The organism is Streptomyces sp. NBC_00370, from assembly GCF_036084755.1.
Lineage (GTDB): Bacteria > Actinomycetota > Actinomycetes > Streptomycetales > Streptomycetaceae > Streptomyces.
This window is the reverse complement of the sequence record NZ_CP107968.1, coordinates 1,748,036-1,764,835: the sequence shown is the minus strand read 5'-3', so window position 1 is coordinate 1,764,835 and position 16,800 is coordinate 1,748,036. Positions and strand designations below refer to the sequence as shown.

22 protein-coding genes and 1 tRNA gene are annotated in these 16,800 nt (G+C 69.9%); 19 read left to right on the top strand and 4 right to left on the bottom strand.

Going from position 1 to position 16,800, the window contains the following annotated elements; all coding sequences use genetic code 11:
• Nucleotides 1–9: 9 nt before the first annotated feature.
• Both cobA and OHS57_RS07510 read left to right on the top strand, forming a co-directional pair.
• Nucleotides 10–1,251, top strand: coding sequence for a uroporphyrinogen-III C-methyltransferase (gene cobA, locus OHS57_RS07515; RefSeq protein WP_328581439.1), 1,242 nt, complete (start codon nt 10–12; stop codon nt 1,249–1,251).
• 4 nt (nt 1,252–1,255) lie between these two features.
• Entirely contained in the window at nt 1,256–2,059 is an 804-nt protein-coding gene (locus tag OHS57_RS07510) for a TrmH family RNA methyltransferase (protein WP_328581438.1), read from the top strand.
• Nucleotides 2,060–2,106: 47 nt separating this feature from the next.
• Here OHS57_RS07510 and OHS57_RS07505 read toward each other — a convergent pair whose 3' ends face one another.
• Nucleotides 2,107–3,522, bottom strand: a complete 1,416-nt coding sequence (locus tag OHS57_RS07505; RefSeq protein WP_328585018.1) for a serine/threonine protein kinase — start codon at nt 3,520–3,522, stop codon at nt 2,107–2,109.
• A 199-nt stretch (nt 3,523–3,721) separates the two neighbouring features.
• Between OHS57_RS07505 and OHS57_RS07500 the strand changes: the two genes are divergently transcribed.
• From OHS57_RS07500 to OHS57_RS07485, 4 genes are all read left to right on the top strand, one after another.
• Nucleotides 3,722–3,991 carry a hypothetical protein gene (locus OHS57_RS07500; RefSeq protein WP_041991545.1) on the top strand — a complete coding sequence of 90 codons (270 nt, stop codon included), beginning with the start codon at nt 3,722–3,724 and terminating at the stop codon, nt 3,989–3,991.
• A gap of 200 nt (nt 3,992–4,191) precedes the next feature.
• Complete coding sequence (locus OHS57_RS07495) at nt 4,192–4,398, top strand: hypothetical protein (RefSeq protein ID WP_328581437.1); 207 nt, start codon at nt 4,192–4,194, stop codon at nt 4,396–4,398.
• A 184-nt stretch (nt 4,399–4,582) separates the two neighbouring features.
• Nucleotides 4,583–5,575 (top strand): aminoglycoside phosphotransferase family protein, encoded by a 993-nt coding sequence (locus tag OHS57_RS07490; protein WP_328581436.1) that lies wholly within the window; start codon nt 4,583–4,585, stop codon nt 5,573–5,575.
• A 68-nt stretch (nt 5,576–5,643) separates the two neighbouring features.
• Nucleotides 5,644–5,931 (top strand): TFIIB-type zinc ribbon-containing protein, encoded by a 288-nt coding sequence (locus OHS57_RS07485; protein WP_041991552.1) that lies wholly within the window; start codon nt 5,644–5,646, stop codon nt 5,929–5,931.
• Nucleotides 5,932–5,980: 49 nt separating this feature from the next.
• On the opposite strand, the gene OHS57_RS07480 is transcribed toward OHS57_RS07485, so the two are convergent.
• Nucleotides 5,981–6,052: transfer RNA gene (locus OHS57_RS07480), tRNA-Val, on the bottom strand.
• 602 nt (nt 6,053–6,654) lie between these two features.
• On the opposite strand from OHS57_RS07480, the gene OHS57_RS07475 reads away from it, so the two are divergent.
• The 3 genes from OHS57_RS07475 to OHS57_RS07465 all read left to right on the top strand — a co-directional run bounded on the left by OHS57_RS07475 (nt 6,655) and on the right by OHS57_RS07465 (nt 8,752).
• Nucleotides 6,655–7,020, top strand: coding sequence for a PadR family transcriptional regulator (locus OHS57_RS07475; RefSeq protein ID WP_328581435.1), 366 nt, complete (start codon nt 6,655–6,657; stop codon nt 7,018–7,020).
• 71 nt (nt 7,021–7,091) lie between these two features.
• Complete coding sequence (locus OHS57_RS07470; protein WP_328581434.1) at nt 7,092–7,463, top strand: hypothetical protein; 372 nt, start codon at nt 7,092–7,094, stop codon at nt 7,461–7,463.
• 584 nt (nt 7,464–8,047) lie between these two features.
• Entirely contained in the window at nt 8,048–8,752 is a 705-nt protein-coding gene (locus tag OHS57_RS07465) for a hypothetical protein (RefSeq protein WP_328581433.1), read from the top strand.
• A gap of 875 nt (nt 8,753–9,627) precedes the next feature.
• Here OHS57_RS07465 and OHS57_RS07460 read toward each other — a convergent pair.
• Both OHS57_RS07460 and OHS57_RS07455 read right to left on the bottom strand, forming a co-directional pair.
• Nucleotides 9,628–10,143: a GNAT family N-acetyltransferase gene (locus OHS57_RS07460; protein ID WP_328581432.1), complete on the bottom strand. Its 516-nt coding sequence runs from the start codon at nt 10,141–10,143 to the stop codon at nt 9,628–9,630.
• A gap of 20 nt (nt 10,144–10,163) precedes the next feature.
• Complete coding sequence (locus OHS57_RS07455; protein WP_328581431.1) at nt 10,164–10,943, bottom strand: GntR family transcriptional regulator; 780 nt, start codon at nt 10,941–10,943, stop codon at nt 10,164–10,166.
• Nucleotides 10,944–11,081: 138 nt separating this feature from the next.
• On the opposite strand from OHS57_RS07455, the gene OHS57_RS07450 reads away from it, so the two are divergent.
• From OHS57_RS07450 to repSA, 10 genes are all read left to right on the top strand, one after another.
• Nucleotides 11,082–11,411: an SCO3933 family regulatory protein gene (locus OHS57_RS07450; protein ID WP_328581430.1), complete on the top strand. Its 330-nt coding sequence runs from the start codon at nt 11,082–11,084 to the stop codon at nt 11,409–11,411.
• A gap of 2 nt (nt 11,412–11,413) precedes the next feature.
• Nucleotides 11,414–12,754 carry an FtsK/SpoIIIE domain-containing protein gene (locus tag OHS57_RS07445; protein ID WP_328581429.1) on the top strand — a complete coding sequence of 447 codons (1,341 nt, stop codon included), beginning with the start codon at nt 11,414–11,416 and terminating at the stop codon, nt 12,752–12,754.
• 87 nt (nt 12,755–12,841) lie between these two features.
• A complete protein-coding gene (locus OHS57_RS07440) occupies nt 12,842–13,030 on the top strand; it encodes a hypothetical protein (protein ID WP_328581428.1) in 189 nt (62 codons plus the stop codon).
• Nucleotides 13,031–13,046: 16 nt separating this feature from the next.
• The gene (locus tag OHS57_RS07435; RefSeq protein WP_328581427.1) at nt 13,047–13,694 is read left to right on the top strand and encodes a DUF2637 domain-containing protein; all 648 of its coding nucleotides are present in this window, start codon (nt 13,047–13,049) and stop codon (nt 13,692–13,694) included.
• Nucleotides 13,695–13,713: 19 nt separating this feature from the next.
• Nucleotides 13,714–13,905 carry a mobile element transfer protein gene (locus OHS57_RS07430; RefSeq protein WP_328581426.1) on the top strand — a complete coding sequence of 64 codons (192 nt, stop codon included), beginning with the start codon at nt 13,714–13,716 and terminating at the stop codon, nt 13,903–13,905.
• A gap of 15 nt (nt 13,906–13,920) precedes the next feature.
• Nucleotides 13,921–14,256, top strand: a complete 336-nt coding sequence (locus tag OHS57_RS07425) for a SpdD protein (protein ID WP_328581425.1) — start codon at nt 13,921–13,923, stop codon at nt 14,254–14,256.
• Between the two features lie 93 nt (nt 14,257–14,349).
• The gene (locus OHS57_RS07420; protein ID WP_328581424.1) at nt 14,350–14,541 is read left to right on the top strand and encodes a hypothetical protein; all 192 of its coding nucleotides are present in this window, start codon (nt 14,350–14,352) and stop codon (nt 14,539–14,541) included.
• A 5-nt stretch (nt 14,542–14,546) separates the two neighbouring features.
• Nucleotides 14,547–14,747: a hypothetical protein gene (locus tag OHS57_RS07415; protein WP_328581423.1), complete on the top strand. Its 201-nt coding sequence runs from the start codon at nt 14,547–14,549 to the stop codon at nt 14,745–14,747.
• Nucleotides 14,744–15,409: an SAM-dependent methyltransferase gene (locus OHS57_RS07410; protein ID WP_443042849.1), complete on the top strand. Its 666-nt coding sequence runs from the start codon at nt 14,744–14,746 to the stop codon at nt 15,407–15,409. Before OHS57_RS07415 ends, OHS57_RS07410 begins: the two co-directional genes overlap by 4 nt.
• Entirely contained in the window at nt 15,406–16,800 is a 1,395-nt protein-coding gene (gene repSA / locus OHS57_RS07405) for a replication initiator protein RepSA (RefSeq protein ID WP_328581422.1), read from the top strand. The genes OHS57_RS07410 and repSA overlap by 4 nt, the downstream gene beginning before the upstream one ends.

Genomic DNA, 16,800 nt, shown 5'->3' with positions numbered 1-16,800 from the left:
CCTACCGACATGGCCGAGCACGCGACGCACCCCGCCTACCCCGTCGGACTCCGCCTGGCCGGGCGGCGCGTCGTCGTCATCGGCGGCGGACAGGTCGCGCAGCGGCGGTTGCCGGCGCTCATCGCGGCCGGCGCCGACGTCGTGCTCGTATCGCCGTCCGCCACCCCCTCCGTCGAGGCGATGGCAGAGGCCGGCGAGATCCGCTGGGAGCGCCGCCGGTACGCCGAGGGCGACCTCGCCGACACCTGGTACGCGCTGGTCGCTTCGAGCGACCCCGCCGCCAACCGGACCGCGTCCGCCGAGGCCGAACGTACCCGCACCTGGTGCGTACGCAGCGACGACGCCGACGCCGCCACCGCCTGGACGCCCGCCACGGGCCGCAGCGAAGGCGTCACCGTCGCCGTGCTCACGGGACACGACCCGCGCCGCTCCGCCGCCGTGCGGGACGCCGTCGTCGAGGGGCTGCGCGACGGCACCCTCGCCGCACCCCACCACCGCGCCCGCACCCCCGGCGTCGCCCTCGTCGGCGGCGGTCCCGGCGACCCCGACCTGATCACCGTCCGCGGCCGCAGGCTCCTCGCCGAGGCGGACGTCGTCATCGCCGACCGGCTCGGCCCGCGCGATCTGCTGGACGAACTGCCGCCGCACGTCGAGGTGATCGACGCCGCCAAGATCCCGTACGGGCGTGCCATGGCCCAGGAGGCCATCAACGCGGCGCTGATCGAGCACGCCAAGGCCGGCAAGGCCGTCGTGCGGCTCAAGGGCGGCGACCCCTTCGTCTTCGGCCGTGGCATGGAAGAGGTGCAGGCACTGGCGGAGGCGGGCATCGCCTGCACCGTCGTACCCGGCATCTCCAGCTCCATCAGCGTGCCGGCCGCCGCGGGCATCCCCGTCACCCACCGGGGCGTCGCCCATGAGTTCACCGTCGTCAGCGGCCATGTCACCCCCGACGACGACCGGTCACTCGTCGACTGGGCGGCGCTGGCCCGGCTCCGCGGCACGCTCGTGCTGCTGATGGCCGTCGACAAGATCGGCGCCATCGCCCAGGCCCTGATCGAGCACGGCAAGCCGTCCGGGACGCCCGTCGCGCTCGTCCAGGAGGGCACGACGGCCGCCCAGCGCCGGGTGGACGCGACACTCGCGACCGTCGCCGACGTCGTACGGGACGAAGGGGTGCGCCCGCCGGCCGTCATCGTCATCGGCGACGTCGTGGCCCTCGGCGATGTCGCCGCGCTCGCCGGAGGCCGCTGACCCCATGGCCGAGCTGATCACGGTCGACGACCCCGACGACCCCCGGCTGTACGACTACACCGGGCTCACGGACGTCGCGCTGCGCCGCAGGCGCGAACCGGCCGAAGGACTCTTCATCGCCGAGGGCGAGAAGGTCATCAAACGCGCCGTCCGGGCCGGCTACCCGATGCGCTCGATGCTGCTGTCGGCCAAGTGGGTCGAGGTGATGCGGGACGTCGCCACCGAGGCACCGGTGTACGTCGTCAGCCCTGAGCTGGCCGAACAGGTCACCGGCTACCACGTACACCGCGGGGCGCTCGCCTCCATGGGGCGCAAGCCGCTGCCCACGGTGGCCGAAACGGTCGAAGGACACCCGCCCCGGCGGATCGCCGTCTTCGAGGACCTGGTCGACCACGCCAACGTCGGCGCCGCCTTCCGGAACGCCGCCGCCCTCGGTGTCGACGCGGTCCTCCTCACCCCGCGCTGCGCCGACCCGCTGTACCGGAGGGCGGTGAAGGTCTCGATGGGGGCCGTCTTCCAGCTGCCGTGGACCCGGCTGGAGTCCTGGCCGGGGGACGCCGAGATCCTGCGCTCGGCGGGCTTCCTCGTCGCGGCCCTCTGCCTGAGCGACCGGGCGATCACCCTGGACGAACTCGTGTCCCGGAAGGCCGAGAAGCTGGCCCTGGTCTTCGGCACGGAAGGCGACGGCCTCACCAGGGGAGCCCTCGCCGCAGCCGACGAGCACGTCAGCATCCCGATGGAAGCCGGTGTCGACTCGCTCAACGTGGCGGCCGCCTCGGCGGTGGTCTTCTACGCGACCCGGCCCTGAACGGGCCGGCGATTCACCCCGGCTCAGCCGTACCCTGCCGCGCCCCGCTAGAGCTGCTGCGCGCCCCAGATCCCCAGCGCCACGATCAGCGTCACCACGACGAAGACGATCAGCCGCTGGCGCAACAGCCGAGGATTGGCGGGGCGCCGCCCGGACGACGTGGAGCGCGGCGCGGTGTTGTGCCGGTTGCCCGCGCGCGAGTCGCCGGCCCGCGAGTCGCCGTGACGCGGATCGTGACGCGGATCGCCGTGCCGAGCGTCGTGCCGCGGATCGCCGTGCCGCGAGTCGTGCCGCGGGTCGCCCGTCCGGGGCGCGCCGCCGCGCGAGCCGCCGGTGCGGGAGCCGCCCGTACGCGCGTCACCGGGCCGCCCGTCGCTGCCCCGCCCCTCGACCGGCCGGCCCTCGCCGACCCGCCCCTCACCCGTACGCGACCCCTCGCCGCGCGCGGTGTTACGAGGCTGCTGCGGCCGTGAGCCGCCGGTGCGCGGCGCGGGGCCGCGCTGCGACAGCGGGCGCGGCCCGGGTGCGGGCGCCGGCTGCGTATGGCGCTCCGTGTACGGCTGCGGCATCCGCCCCGTCGGCTGGTCCAGCTCCGACCGCTCGCGCTGGGCCGGCGGCCGGCCGCCCGACAGGCCCTGCGCCTCCCTGGACGCGATCTCCTTGAGCCGCATCGACAGCTGGAGCGTGCTCGGACGCTCCTCCGGGTCCTTCGCCAGACAGGCCCGCACCAGCGGCGCCAGCGCGTCCGGCATCCCGTACAGCTGCGCCTCCTCGTGCACCACCCGGTAGAGCATGACCTCCGAACTGCCGTGTCCGAAGGGCGAATCGGAGGTCGCCGCGTACGCCAGCGTGGCGCCCAGCGAGAACACGTCCGTCGCCGGGGTCACCGCGGCGCCCCGCACCTGCTCGGGCGCCAGGAAGCCGGGGGAGCCGACCGCCGTGCCGACATGGGTCAGCGTGCTCGCGCCCGTCGCCCACGCGATGCCGAAGTCGATGATGCGCGGGCCCTTCGGGGACAGCAGGATGTTCGACGGCTTGAGGTCGCGGTGGACCACCCCCGCCTCGTGCACCGCCACCAGACCCTCGGACAGCGCGGCCCCCACCGAGGCCACCTCGGCCGCCGACAGCGGGCCTTCCTCGGCCACCTTGTCGTGCAGGGAGGGCCCCGGCACGTACTGCGTCGCGAACCACGGACGCTCGGCGTCCAGGTCGGCGGCGACCAGCCGGGCCGTACAGCCGCCCCTGATCCGTCGCGCCGCCGACACCTCGCGGGCGAACCGTGACCTGAACTCCTGATCCTCCGCCAGATCCGGTCGGATCACCTTCAGCGCGACCCGCTGGCCGCGCCGGTCCGATCCCAGATAGACGACACCCATGCCGCCCGCGCCCAGCCGCCGGTGAAGCCTGAACGAACCGACGACACGCGGGTCCTCGCGCCGGAGCCGCATCATCGCCATGTCCATCCCCGCTGCCCGGTCGTCCGTGTGACGTGGCACAGCTTACGTACCCGCACCCCGGTGCGCTCATAGGCCGCGCCCTCGCATCCGGATCGATTGTCAGTGCCCGGTGGGAGAATTGAGGAGTGGTCAGGGGGCAACGGATCCACGCCCCTTACGGCCCGCGCGAGATCCCAATGGTCTGTCGCACAAGGGGGATTGGATCGTGAAGGGTGACCGGGTGGAGATAGTCGTGGACGCGGGTGACACGACTCGGACGTACGAAGTGGTGGCCAGCAGAGCGGGCCGCAGGGTGGAGACAGCGGTGCGCAGGGGGGTGGTGGAAGTGAGTGAAGTCACCCGGAACGGGTCCGTGGTGCGTACGGCCCGCTTCATGGCCACGCGCGTCCTCGCGCTCGTCGAGCAGCCGGTCCCCAGGGAGGACTCCTCGGAGCGCCCCGTGGAGCGCCCCCTCAGGGAAGACCCCAAGGGATAGCGGGTGTCCCGGGCCGCCTCTCCACCCAGGGGAGTAGGCGGCCGCCGGACCACTCATCCTCCTGGAGGCCAGCCAATGGGTACGCGGGCATGACGACCCGGCGTCCCCGGATCCCTAGTGTTGAGGTCAAGCGGCGGGTGCAGCACTCGTCCCCCGAGGTCAGACACCCGCCGCCGTTGGATCACGACAGGAGAGGGACCATGGCGGACACGGCAGCGCGGACACTGATCCGCACGCAGGGACGTAAGGCATTCGCCGCGTTCGGCACGCGCCCGTCCGGTACGCGCCACCCGTTGGTGGCGACGCTCATGGTGCTTCCCCTGGCGGCTCTGCTCGCGGTCGCCTTCGGCGGCTGGGACGCAGTAGTCACACAAGCGTCGTCCGTGGGCGTGATGCTGGGGCGCTGAGCGGCGCCCTGGACCCGGGAGAGCGGCCCGGGTCGGGGACATCCGGCCAACAGCCCCGTGGGGACGGGGGTGCGGCGGACGGCAGCGTTTGGCCGGTCAGCTGGGGAGCTGACCGGCCATCGCGCTGTCCGGGCCCGGCCGTCTACGCTCTGCGCGGGGCAGGAGCCGACTCCGGGGGGACACCATGACCACGTCCGTCGCAGGACAACTCACCGACGTCGCCCGCGCCGCCGCCCACCGGCAGCTCGCCTCGCAGCGCTGCGAGGCCTGTGGCCGGGACGAGACGGTGCTGGCGGACAGGCCGGACGGTGTGGTCGTACGCCACGGGCAGGCCGTGGCCAAGGCGCACGCCGACGACACGGACCCGGCGGACCACCGGGCGCGGCTCGCGGTGGCCGCGCACCCGCTGCTGGCGGGCATCCTGCTGCCACCCCTGCCACCCCTGCCGCCGCCTTTCCCGCCGTCCTCGCCGGCCGGCACCGAGGCCGTACGGGGCAGGCTCGTCACCGCCTGGCCGTACGGCACGCCCGTGGACCCCGACGACCCGGACGCCGCCCCCTGGGAGCAGGCGGGGGTACTGATCGCCCGGCTGCACTCCGTACCGCCCGCCGCGCTGCCGGGCCCGCTGCCCGCGATGCGCGGCCCCGCGAAGGCGGCCAGGGCCGTTGCCCGGATGCGGGCGGCCGGACACCATCCGGCCGCGGCCCCGGTGGAGAGCGCGTGGGCGCTGCTGCCCGGCTGGGCGCGCGACGAGACCCCGACGGACGGTCCGGTGGCGCTGTGCCACGGGGACCTGCATCTGGGACAGCTCGTACGCCACCCCGCCGAAGGACCGTGGCTCCTCATCGACGTGGACGACCTCGGTATCGGCGCCCCCGCCTGGGACTTGGGCCGCCCGGCGGCCTGGTACGCCGCCGGACTGCTGTCGGCCGACGTCTGGCACCGCTTCCTCGGTGCCTACCGCACAGCGGGCGGCCCCGCCGTACCCGCCGCCGGCGACCCCTGGCCGCAACTCGACGTCGCCGCCCGGGCGCTGACCGTCCAGGGCGCGGCACTGGCCGTCGTCCGGGCGACGGCCGAAGGCCGACAACTCGACGAGGTGGAACAGCTGATGATCGACTCGTGCGCCCGGATCAGTGCCCTCGCAACCGACTTGCGGTCCGCCGCGTCGTCGTAAAGTGAACAGATTGTCGCCGGGCGCTCGTTCCGGTGACGCGCGACGAACGGCGAGGAGCTGAGCCGACGATGCAGTGTCCCAAGTGTCATGCAGCGATGCACACGTACAACCGCAATGGCATACAGATCGAGCAGTGCAGTGGCTGCCGGGGGATCTTCCTCGACTACGGGGAGCTCGAAACGCTGACCCGCCTGGAGTCCCAGTGGTCCCAGCAGCCGCCCATGCAGCAGCCGATGCCCCCGCAGGCCTACCCGGCCGCCGGCCACGCCCCGGCCTGGGGCGCCCCGCACGGGGGAGGCCACTACGGCGGCCACCACCACAAGAAGAGCTTCGGACACATGCTCTTCTCGTCCTGACAGACGACGAAGCCCCCGGCCGCAGAGGCGGACCGGGGGCTTCTTGCTGTGCGCGATACTGGGATTGAACCAGTGACCTCTTCCGTGTCAGGGAAGCGCTCTCCCGCTGAGCTAATCGCGCGGGCGGGTGTTTGGGCCGGTGAAGAGATATTGACACGTCCCGGCCCCCCACCGCAAATCCATGATCGTCCGTGGCTGTCCGCCGCCGTACGCCCCCGTAGTCACGCAGTTAGACACTCACCCAGGGCAGGTCGTTGCCGGTGGGCCGGTGAGTCTCGGCCGGATCAGCGCGCGGGCCTGACGGTATGGCCGAGGGTGACGAACCCGACCCGATCACGCACAAGGTTGGTGCTGGTGGTGCTACGGAACCCGAGGCAGACGACGAAGGTCGTGTCGACTCCCCAGAGTTGGGGATGCCGGAACACCTCGCGAGCCGTCGGCCCGGCAGACCACCGACCAGCAGAGCGTGTATGCCAGAACCACGCCGGCAAGCCAGGGCGGCGACGACGAGAGGCGGGCAGCGCCAATCCGGCGAACGACGACGGCACGGCTTCGCCTCCGTGCCTTCCACTTCGAGGGACGGCCTAGAGCTGTAGTTGGGAGGGAAGCTCTACGCATGGAGTCCTCACGGCTCGCGATCTTGAAGGTGCCTGCATTGATTTCACCGTGAGGAAGTTCTCTACCTAGGTAGACAAGTTGGTTCTACCTAGGTAGAGTTCGGGTATGCGGATGACACTCCACGTTCAGACGGTGCTACGCGCACTGCTCGGGCAAGGGATTGACGGTGGGCGCCGGGCTGGCGTTCTCTCCGATGGGTTGTACGGCCTTGAGCTCTCTAGGGTGACCGAGCTGCCCAATGGCACTCTGTTCCCAATCCTGGAACGCCTTCGCCAGGCTGGGTGGGTGGAGCGCTATTGGGAGGCCGACGGAGTCGCAGAAGCGGAAGGCCGTCCCCGGCGACGCTTTTATCGAATCACCACGAAGGGTGCCGAGCCTGCTCGGCACGCTCTAGCCGAGGCGACGGCATCTAATTCTGGTGATAGAGCTGCCGGTAAGGTTCGACCGGGTTTCGCTGGGGGCTCCTTTTGAGCGCCGAATCGCATAAGTCGCGTTCCCAAGGGGCGGACCCGGAAACGATGAGTCTTCCCTCTGATCGGCGCGTGCAAATTGTTCCGATTGGTGTTGCGCGCGAGATGAGTCATGCGGGTTTGCTCGTCGTTAAAAAGGCGCTGTCGGCGACCGAAGTCGCGAGGAAACGCCCGGAGGACGCCGCAACAAAGGGTGTATACAGCCGTGGGCACTACGTGCGAGAGGGAAGGAAGAGGCGGCTCAATAGCGGACGAGGGATCCTTATCCTTCTGAGTCGCATCCTGCCGGGCGTCGAGCGAGACGACTGGCTCGAAGAACACCGCGCCTACTTAGCAGACTTGGACAACCGGATGGCGCGTTGCCGCTGGATTCTGGAGACACTTGTTGGCATGCCGCGCTACGCATACACCGTGCGAAGCAATCACACCCGGGAGAGCGCGTGACCACCAACCCGCCTGCGCCTCCTACGCGTCGCTGGCTGCCGGATCCTACATCGAAGGCTGGCGCCATCGTGTATCCCGTGATCGGGACTCTCTTGGCGACCGGTATGCTCGCATTCCTGCAGCACATCTCAATTGGTTGGCGATGATGGGAATGTCGTAGCAAATAGCAACGAACGTAAGCTGGTTAAGTGCTGTCAACTATTGCCTCGGCTCAATCGGCGCGGATCTATCAACGTCGGAGCTCGGCACTTCTGTCGGGCGGTCGTCGTCGCTAGTTTCGTCCCCACCACCCACAGCAGGGAGCGTGGCGGCCGCTCAACCCTCCATGGGGATCACCTTGGCGGGATGGCCCAGCCATATCCCAAACCGTCGTGGCCGCGATGGCACGTGGGGTTCAAATCTCACACCTATTACACATAAACGGCCCCTGACCAGGTGAATTGGTCAGGGACCGTTTTCTTTTGCATTGTCCGTCAGGCTCCGTGGTTTCCCGTCAGTCCCCGCTCGATCGGGCACGGGAGGGGCACGGTCACAGCGTCTTCTGATACGGCGCTGCAAGACGGGCAAGCATCGTGCGCTGAGATGTGAGAGCCGAGGCGCCGAACGAGAGTCCCAGGGTCTTCGGGAGCATGCTGGCTCCGAGGCTCTTCGGGACGATGCTTGCCGTCAGGGACTTGGCGGCCATGCTGGACCCCAGGGTCTTCGGGAGCATGCTGGCTCCGAGGCTCTTCGGGACGATGCTTGCCGTCAGGGACTTGGCGGCCATGCTGGACCCCAGGGTCTTCGGGAGCATGCTGGCTCCGAGGCTCTTCGGGACGATGCTCGCCGTCAGGGACTTGGCGGCCATGCTGGACCCCAGGGTCTTCGGGAGCATGCTGGCTCCGAGGCTTCTCGGGACGATGCTCGCCGTCAGGGACTTGGCGGCCATGCTGGACCCCAGGGTCTTCGGGAGCATGCTGGCTCCGAGGCTCTTCGGGACGATGCTCGCCGTCAGGGACTTGGCGGCCATGCTGGACCCCAGGGTCTTCGGGAGCATGCTGGCTCCGAGGCTTCTCGGGACGATGCTCGCCGTCAGGGACTTGGCGGCCATGCTGGACCCCAGGGTCTTCGGGAGCATGCTGGCTCCGAGGCTCTTCGGGACGATGCTCGCCGTCAGGGACTTGGCGGCCATGCTGGACCCCAGGGTCTTCGGGAGCATGCTGGCTCCGAGGCTCTTCGGGACGATGCTCGCCGTCAGGGACTTGGCGGCCATGCTGGACCCCAGGGTCTTAGTGTCGACGAGCCGTTGACGCTGGGTGGCCGAACTCAACACAAAGAGGACGCTGGAGGACTTGTTTCCCCTTGGCTGGCGGTAGGTGGTGAGGGCTTCCGTATACAGGACGCCTTTTTCCCGTCTCACCAAGGCCCTGGCTTTACGCTGCGCGGTGTTCTGCCTTTTGGGCACGACGACTCCTCTAGGGCGGGCCTATGCTTCCGCCGGATTGATGTCGTACTCCGGACAGGACACATTGACACGGGCCCCGAGAGACCTTCGATCGGCTGCGCCACCTCGTGGCATAGGCACTGGTGGCAGCGATCTGGGCGTGCGCTTCTTGCCTCTGAGACGTCAGAATACAGCACGGTCCAGTTCGGACCGAGAATAACTGTTCGTCGCGGCCAAGTAGGGCTTCCCGAGTGCGGCTTGACCCCAGGGTGCCGGCCAGTCAATTCCGCTGGTTCACCCACCACTCACCCGGCTCCCATCCCGTCCGCCTTCGACCCACACATCGTGGAGCGGGCGTGGTTCCTGGCGTCCAGGTGGAGCGCGCCACTGTACGAACGACCTGGACGCCAGGGGCCTCGTCTGCTCGGCTCTGCCTGGGTCGAAGGTGGTCGGGATGGGAGCCACTACGCTCGCCACGCTCCGGCCGGCACTCGCGTACGGCGCCCCGCCCATCCCGGAGTCTGAGCGCCCCCGCCGGAGGCATGGTCTTGGCTTGGCCGTGGCCTCTACGGATCTCGACTCATGCCCTCGGGCCTATCCACAGCGGGCGCGCGTCGGCGGCGGCAGCGCCGAGCGGGCCGAAGGCAGGAGCGCGGGCGCAGCCAGAGCCGGGAAGCGCGCCCGGCGGAGCGGAGCGCAGCCGGGGCTTGATGAGGTAGAGAAACCTGTAACAGCTCCCCGTCAGCCGGCTGGCCAGACGTAGCAAACCGCGAGGATCTCTTGGTTGCGCCCGTAGTGGTGCGTCGCCTCACCGATGTTCTGCCACCCGAGGCGTTCGTACAGGCGGATGGCGGCTGAATCCTTGGTCATCACGTCGAGGGCGAGACGCATCGAATGATCTGCGGCGTAGTCCATGGCGGCTCGCATGAGGGCTTCACCCGTCGCGCGCTTCCGTGCCTCGCGCACGACGAAGAGACGAGCCAGAACCCCGATGCTCTCGTCGTCTTCCGCGCTGCGTTCGCGCCAGAGGGCCACGGCATCTTCGCCTTGCGGACGTGTGATCGCGACGTGGCCAACGACTCGATCATCGGCCACCGCCACCCATGCCTGTACGACGCCGGACGGCCTGACCCACGCTTCGGGGTCCTCCACCCCTTCAACGGGATACCCGTCCGTCGCATGCACTTCCACCAGAGCCTTCGCGGCGCCTGTCACATCGTCATCCGTGATCGGCCGAACATGCGGCTTACTGGTCATGGGTCCTCCGACGTGGGACATCAGGCTTGCTCAACCGGAAGGTCGTACAAGAGCCCCGTCTGGTCTGCTCGATGGACGTAACGGGAGACTTCGAATGGCTGCCCGTCCTGGTCAAAGCTGGTGTGCAGCACTTCGAGTACAGGCACGCCTGGCAGTAGGTCGAGGATGGATGCTTCCTCTGGCGTAGGCATCCGTGCGCTGATCTCGTCGCGCACGCGGGTCATGACGTGGCCGAGTTCTTCGAGTCGCCCGTAGATGCCGTTCGGCCCTGACTTCTTCTCCATGAGGAGCGTTTCGCGGGCCTCCTCCCACCGCAGGTAGGTCGAAACGATCTGGACCGGTTCGTCATCCGCGAAGTAGTGGTTCTCCCGGTGGACAACGCTCTCCTGATCGCCAGCCACCTGAAGGCGTTCGGCAACGTCGGCCGGCGGTACCTCCTGCGCGATGCTCGGAACATCGATCCGTGGCGTTTTCCCCTGCCGCTTGGCTTCCAGGCGGAACGGGGTGAGGCCGGTCTCACGGTTCTTGATCGAGTAGCGATCGCTGCCGAATCGGAAGAGCCGCTGTGGCGTGCGTACGTAGACGCCTCGCCCGTGCTTCGCGGTCACGAGTCCCTGCTCCGCCAGCAATCGGATGGCCTCGCGCGCCGTGTTCCGAGCGGTCCCGTACTCCTCAGCGAGAGCACGCTCCGAGTGCAGTTTCGCGCCCGGAGCAAGCCTTCCGTGCTCGATGTCAGAACGGAGCGCTTCGGCGATACGCCTGCTCGCCGGCTGTTGGGCGGGCCCTCTGGGCGGAGTCATTGAACCAGCTTAGCAACTGGCTCAAGCCAGATGCTTGACGCTGGCTCCCGGTCGTGGTCAACTGGCTTAAGCCAGTAGGTGGCTCAAGCCAGTTGGGGCTATCTGATCGCTACGCCTCGACGCGACAAAGGAGACGCAATGCCGTCCTTCAAGATCGATGTCTCGACCGCTGTGGTGTTCGTGGCGACCGCGCCGGCGCCCAAGCTCGTGAACAAGCAGACCGGTGAGATTGCGATGGATCGGGAGACTGGTGCGCCGTTGGCGACGGTGGGTCTGCTGATCTCGGATGAGGGTGAGGGGAACCTCTACCAGGTGACGGTGCCGAACACGGGTGTCCCCGAGGGCTTGGCCCCGGGTACTCCGGTGTCGGTGATCGGGCTGAAGGCGCGTGACTGGGAGAACGAGTTCAACGGGCAGAAGCGCCACGGGATCTCGTTCCGCGCGGTCGCCATCACGCCGGGGATCTGATCATGCCGGACGTGGCTCTGTGGGCGGAGGCGACAGGCGCCTTAGCGGGTGCCGGCGGACTCGGGTACGCGAAGTTCAACGCGCCCCGGATCTACTGGATGGCGGTGGGCAAGCCTCTGACGTGGGGCCGGTTCACCTTCACCTACCGCTCGACCATGGACGTGTGCGGTCTGACGGTCCGCCCCTCCGCCCTGCGGGCCTTCCTCGTCCGCAACGTGGCACGTCGTCAGGATGTGCAGCCGGTCCCGCCGAAGGTCCGCCGCGTGCGGGGCACCTCGACCGGTCTGCGGGTGACGCTCCGCCTTCCCGCCGGCCTGGAGCCCGCCGACGTGGCTGCCGCCTCCGAGCGGTTGCGGCACGCCTGGGGTGTCCACTCGGTGAATGTGGTGGAGATCAAGCCCGGCTATGTCGAGCTGCGGATGACCGGCTACGACGTGCTGCGCCGGGTGCGGATGCCGCGCCGGCTGCTCAAGGGTCCGATGATGGTTCCGGTCGCGCTGCGCGATGACGGGACGGTGTTCGTCCGGGACTACCGGCAGGTCCCGCACGCGCTGACCTTGGGCGCGAACCAGTCGGGCAAGTCGATGTATCAGCGCAACCTCGTCATGGCCCTGGCGAAACTGTCGGTGGCGCTGGTGGGGATCGACTGCAAACGCGGTGTCGAGCACCGCACCTACGCCCCGCGCCTTTCCGCCCTGGCGACGACACCGGATGAGGCGTCCGGGCTGTTGGAGGCCGTGGTTGCCGAGATGGAGGATCGGTTCGCCTTGCTGAGCGAGCACGGTGTCTCGGACCTGTGGCAACTGCCCGACGATGTCCGTCCGGTGCCGGTGGTGCTGCTGGTGGATGAGGTGTCGGAGCTGTTCCTCATCACGGCCAGGAAGGATGAGGAACGCCGGGACCAGATGGTCATGCAACTCGTCCGTCTCGGGCAGATGTCCCGCGCGGTGGGGATCTATCTGGAGATCTGCGGGCAGCGCTTCGGCTCCGAGCTGGGCAAGGGCGCGACGATGCTCCGTGCCCAGCTCACGGGCCGTGTCGTGCACCGCGTCAACGACAAGCAGACCGCCGAAATGGGCCTGGGTGACATCGCCCCGGACGCGGTCTTCGCCGCCACCACGATTGCGCCGGATCGCCCCGGTGTGGCTGTGGCCGGTGACTCCTCCGGAGGCTGGTCCCGCATCCGCACCCCCGAAACCACCGCCGCCGAAGCGGCCGAGGTCTGCCGGGAGTTCGCGCACCTCACCCCGACGATCACGGCCCTGGAAGCGTTCCGGCCGCACGTCCCTACCGCCCCGGTGGATGTCCCGTCGCTGGTCAAGCCGCGACCGGTGACCGACTAAATCCCCCTCCTGCTCCACCGGTTGGTGTGACTGCCTCACGCCAGGTCCCTACCCCGCCCATGCCCAAACCCGAAAGGAGTCACCGCCATGGCCCGCAAAACCACCGCCCGCCCCGCCGCGAAGACGGTTCCGGCCGAGCCGGTTGCCTGCCCGGTCTGCAAGGGATCGGGACAGGTCGCCGTCACGGTCCGGGTCGGCCGCCGCCGGCGCCCGGTCGGCCAGCAGGACGGGTTCTGCCTGAACTGCTTCGGCTCCGGCACCGACCCGGATGCCTGAGAAGGAGGCGTATCCCATGTCCCGTGCACTTCGCCCGGACGCCGTTCTCATTCAGGCCGTGATCGCGGGTGCTCTGTCCTTCGCGCATCTGCATGACATCGCCGCCGCTGCTGGGCAGGACGGGTGGAAAGCCTGGGCCTATCCGATCAGCGTCGATCTGCTGCTTGTCGCCGCTTGGCGCCGGATGCGGTCCCTGCGCGCCGACCATGGCGACGCTCGTGCCGCCTGGACCTGGTTCGTCATCGCCCTGACCGCGTCGCTCGGTGCGAACGTCTCGACGGCCGGCCTCCTCGACCTGGATCACGTGCCCGCCTGGCTGCGGATCCTCGTCGCCGGCTGGCCCGCTGTCGCCTTCCTCGGCGGCACCCTCCTCGCCCACAACCCAACCCCCGGCCTTGCCCCGGTCCACGAGCCGGCCCCGGCACCGGACGCTGAGGTCACGGTCGACCGCGTTCCGGACCCGGCTCCCGAGCTGCCGCCCGCCACACCGACGGCGCCTGTCGCGCCTGCTGTGGCTGTCCCGCCGGCGCTGCTGGATCACGCCCGCAAGCTGGCCGACACCCACCACACCGCGACCGGCGACCGGATCGACTCCGAGACCCTGCGTGCTCGTCTCGGTGTCCCGCCGGCCCTGGCCGACGCCATCACTGCCCAACTCGCCTGACAGGAAAGGGAGTTCGCCTGTGTCACGCCGCCCGAATCGCTTCTACGACGTGATCCGTATCGGACCCGTCCAGGTCGGCAGCCACTACGACGGCCGTGGACGCACCAAGCACACTGCCGCCTGCACCGCCCCCGGCTGCGGCTTCTCCGCCGACTACTTCAACCGCCCCGCCGCCGAACTCGCCGCCCGCACCCACCGCTGCAACCCCTGAGAGGAGATCAATCTCATGTTCACCCCGAAGTACCCGCCGCTCGACACCGCACCCGCACACACCGTGATCCCGACCACCGCCCCGGTCGTGCCGTGCGACTGCGGCCACAACCACACCCCGGCCGCCCCCGCGCCCGCCCCGGTCCCGACGCCGGCCGCGCCCGCCCGGCCCACGGTCCAGCTCACGCCCGGCTCGGTCGTCGCCGTGGCCGGCGCCGGGACCGCCGTGGTCCTCGTCGTCGGCACCGTGCTCGTCTCGATACTGCTGGCGGTCGCCATCACGGGCGCTTCTGTCGCTGTGTGCGCCGTGGTCCTGCGCTCGCTCCTCAAGGACTCCGGCACCCGCCGCTAACGGCCCCCGGGGCGGCCTCAACCGCCAAGTTTCCGCCGCCCCGGGCGCCTTCTCACCTTCCTGATCCAAAGGACCCGAAAGGGAAGTTCCATCATGCCCCAGCACACCCCTGCCCACGTCCACGCCCGGCGCTGCGCGGACTGCGACGGCTTCGCCACAGTCGCCATCACCACCGGACAGCGCACCCCCGACGGACAGCGCCAGACCATCACCCTCGCCTGCCGCGCCTGCCACGGCACCGGCCACACCGCCCCCGCCGCCGGCCTCGTCCGCGCCGGGAGGTGAGCGCGGTGAGTGATCTGACTCCGACGCCGGACAGGCCCGGCCTGCACGTCAGCAAGCCGTCCCCGTCCACCCCCGCCCGGGGCTCGGCCGTGTGCCACTGCGGCGCCAGCGCCACCGCGACCGGTGATGACCAGGTGCGCGCTCTGGTGGAGGGCTACACCGCCAACCACGGTCCCGCCCACCGCCAGAACGGGGGCAACCGGTGAATACGGCCCTTCCCAACGGTCTGCGGGTGCTCGATCTCTTCTCCTGCCAGGGTGGCGCCGGCATGGGCTACCACCAGGCCGGATTCGACGTCACGGGCGTGGACCTGGCGCCGCAGCCCCGCTACCCCCTGCGCTTCGTCCAGGCGGACGCGCTCGGCTACCTGCGCGAGCACGGGGCGGAGTTCGACTTCATCCACGCCTCCCCGCCCTGCCAGCGCTACAGCCGCGCCCAGAAGATCCAGGGCCGCGACCACCCCGACCTGATCGCCCCCGTCCGTGCAGCCCTGGAGGCGACCGGCCGCCCCTGGGTGATCGAGAACGTCGAAGAGGCAGCCGGGGAACTCCGCAGCCCGGTGACGCTGTGCGCGGCTGCGTTCGGGATGCGCACCTACCGCCACCGGCTGTTCGAGACCGGCGGCGGCTTCTCCTTCACCCCGCCGCCGCATCCCGCCCACCTGGCCCCGCTCACGAAGATGGGCCGCCCCCGGGCTGCCGGGCACTTCGCGCACTACGTCGGCAACTTCTCCGGAGTCCCCGAAGCCCGTGCCGACATGGGCGTGCCGTGGATGAACCGCGACGGCATCCGCGAATGCATTCCCCCGGCCTACACGCACTGGATCGCCACCGCCGTACTCGCCTCCCGGCTCGGGGTGGCCGCATGAACGACACCGCCACGGCGGCGGGCCTGGACCCGACCACCCTGGGGGACCTCCTCCGGGTGGTCGGGGCCCCCGGCTTCGACCGCTGGCAGGACCAGATCCGCCGCACACAGGGCTGCTCCGACCCCATCCACCTGACCGGCTACACCAAGACCCTCGACCCGGCCACCGGGCAACTCCTGCACGCCTACTCCACCGAAGGCGAACCCGGCGGCCGGCTGAGGATCGCGTGCGGCAACCGGCGGGCCTCGCGCTGCCCCTCCTGCGCCTGGACCTACGCCGGCGACACCTACCACCTCATCCGCGCCGGCCTCACCGGCGACCCCGACAAAGGCACCCCGCACACCGTGCGCGACCACCCCCGCGTCTTCGCCACCCTCACCGCCCCCTCCTTCGGCCCCGTCCACAACCGGCCCGGCCCCCGCCCCTGCCGCTGCGGCACCCACCACCCCGAAGACGCACCCGAGCTGGGCACCGCACTCGACCCCGAGACGTACGACTACGCCGGGGCCGTGCTGTGGAACAACCACGCCGGACACCTATGGCGCTACGTGACCATCTACCTCCCGCGTGAGCTCGCCGCCCGTGCCGGCATCACCCAACGTGAGCTGAAGGAGGTGCTGCGGGTCTCCTACGGCAAGGTGGCGGAGTATCAGAAGCGCGGGGCCATCCACTTCCATGCCGTGATCCGCTTCGACGGACCAGACGGGCCTGATGTCCCGCCGCCGGCCTGGGCCACCCTCGACCTGCTCACCGACGCGCTGCGCGCCGCCGCCGCCCGTGCTGCGGTCACCCTGCCCCCGGCCGGCGAGCAGCCCGCCCGGGTCCTGCGCTGGGGGACTCAGCTCGACGTGCAGCCGATCGGCGCGTTCGGCAACGGCGAAGACCTGACCGAGCAGGCCGTGGCCTCCTACGTCGCCAAGTACGCCACCAAGGCGGCCGAGACCACCGGCACGGTCGACCGGCGGATCGGGGAACTGGCCGAACTCGACAAGCTGACCGACCTGCCCGACCACACCCGCCGCCTTATCCGCGCCTGCTGGGACCTCGACCCGCTGTACCCGGACCGGCGCCTGTGGGCCTGGGCTCACATGCTCGGCTTCCGAGGTCACTTCTCCACCAAATCCCGCCGCTACAGCACCACCCTGGGCGCCCTACGACAGGTCCGCGCCAACTACCGAGCCAACCAACAACGCGAAGCGCTCGGCCTCCCCAACCCTGACGACAACCCGGATGCGACGACCCTCGTCCTTGCCTCCTGGACGTACGCCGGCCACGGCCATACCCCCGGCGAATCCTGGCTCGCCGCTCAGACAGCGCGAGCGATCCGCACCAATCGTCTGACCGCCCAAGAGCACCGCACCGAGCTGCAAGAGCTGGACGGGGTGTGGTGA

Coding starts and splice junctions, on each gene's coding strand:
- OHS57_RS07435 (WP_328581427.1), top strand. CDS start 13,047: ATGTCCCGTGCACTTCGCCCGGACGCCGTTCTCATTCAGGCCGTGATC.
- OHS57_RS07455 (WP_328581431.1), bottom strand. CDS start 10,943: ATGACTCCGCCCAGAGGGCCCGCCCAACAGCCGGCGAGCAGGCGTATC.
- OHS57_RS07490 (WP_328581436.1), top strand. CDS start 4,583: ATGACCACGTCCGTCGCAGGACAACTCACCGACGTCGCCCGCGCCGCC.
- cobA (WP_328581439.1), top strand. CDS start 10: ATGGCCGAGCACGCGACGCACCCCGCCTACCCCGTCGGACTCCGCCTG.
- OHS57_RS07485 (WP_041991552.1), top strand. CDS start 5,644: ATGCAGTGTCCCAAGTGTCATGCAGCGATGCACACGTACAACCGCAAT.
- OHS57_RS07420 (WP_328581424.1), top strand. CDS start 14,350: ATGCCCCAGCACACCCCTGCCCACGTCCACGCCCGGCGCTGCGCGGAC.
- OHS57_RS07505 (WP_328585018.1), bottom strand. CDS start 3,522: ATGGACATGGCGATGATGCGGCTCCGGCGCGAGGACCCGCGTGTCGTC.
- repSA (WP_328581422.1), top strand. CDS start 15,406: ATGAACGACACCGCCACGGCGGCGGGCCTGGACCCGACCACCCTGGGG.
- OHS57_RS07510 (WP_328581438.1), top strand. CDS start 1,256: ATGGCCGAGCTGATCACGGTCGACGACCCCGACGACCCCCGGCTGTAC.
- OHS57_RS07495 (WP_328581437.1), top strand. CDS start 4,192: ATGGCGGACACGGCAGCGCGGACACTGATCCGCACGCAGGGACGTAAG.
- OHS57_RS07445 (WP_328581429.1), top strand. CDS start 11,414: ATGCCGGACGTGGCTCTGTGGGCGGAGGCGACAGGCGCCTTAGCGGGT.
- OHS57_RS07425 (WP_328581425.1), top strand. CDS start 13,921: ATGTTCACCCCGAAGTACCCGCCGCTCGACACCGCACCCGCACACACC.
- OHS57_RS07440 (WP_328581428.1), top strand. CDS start 12,842: ATGGCCCGCAAAACCACCGCCCGCCCCGCCGCGAAGACGGTTCCGGCC.
- OHS57_RS07475 (WP_328581435.1), top strand. CDS start 6,655: ATGCGGATGACACTCCACGTTCAGACGGTGCTACGCGCACTGCTCGGG.
- OHS57_RS07460 (WP_328581432.1), bottom strand. CDS start 10,143: ATGACCAGTAAGCCGCATGTTCGGCCGATCACGGATGACGATGTGACA.
- OHS57_RS07450 (WP_328581430.1), top strand. CDS start 11,082: ATGCCGTCCTTCAAGATCGATGTCTCGACCGCTGTGGTGTTCGTGGCG.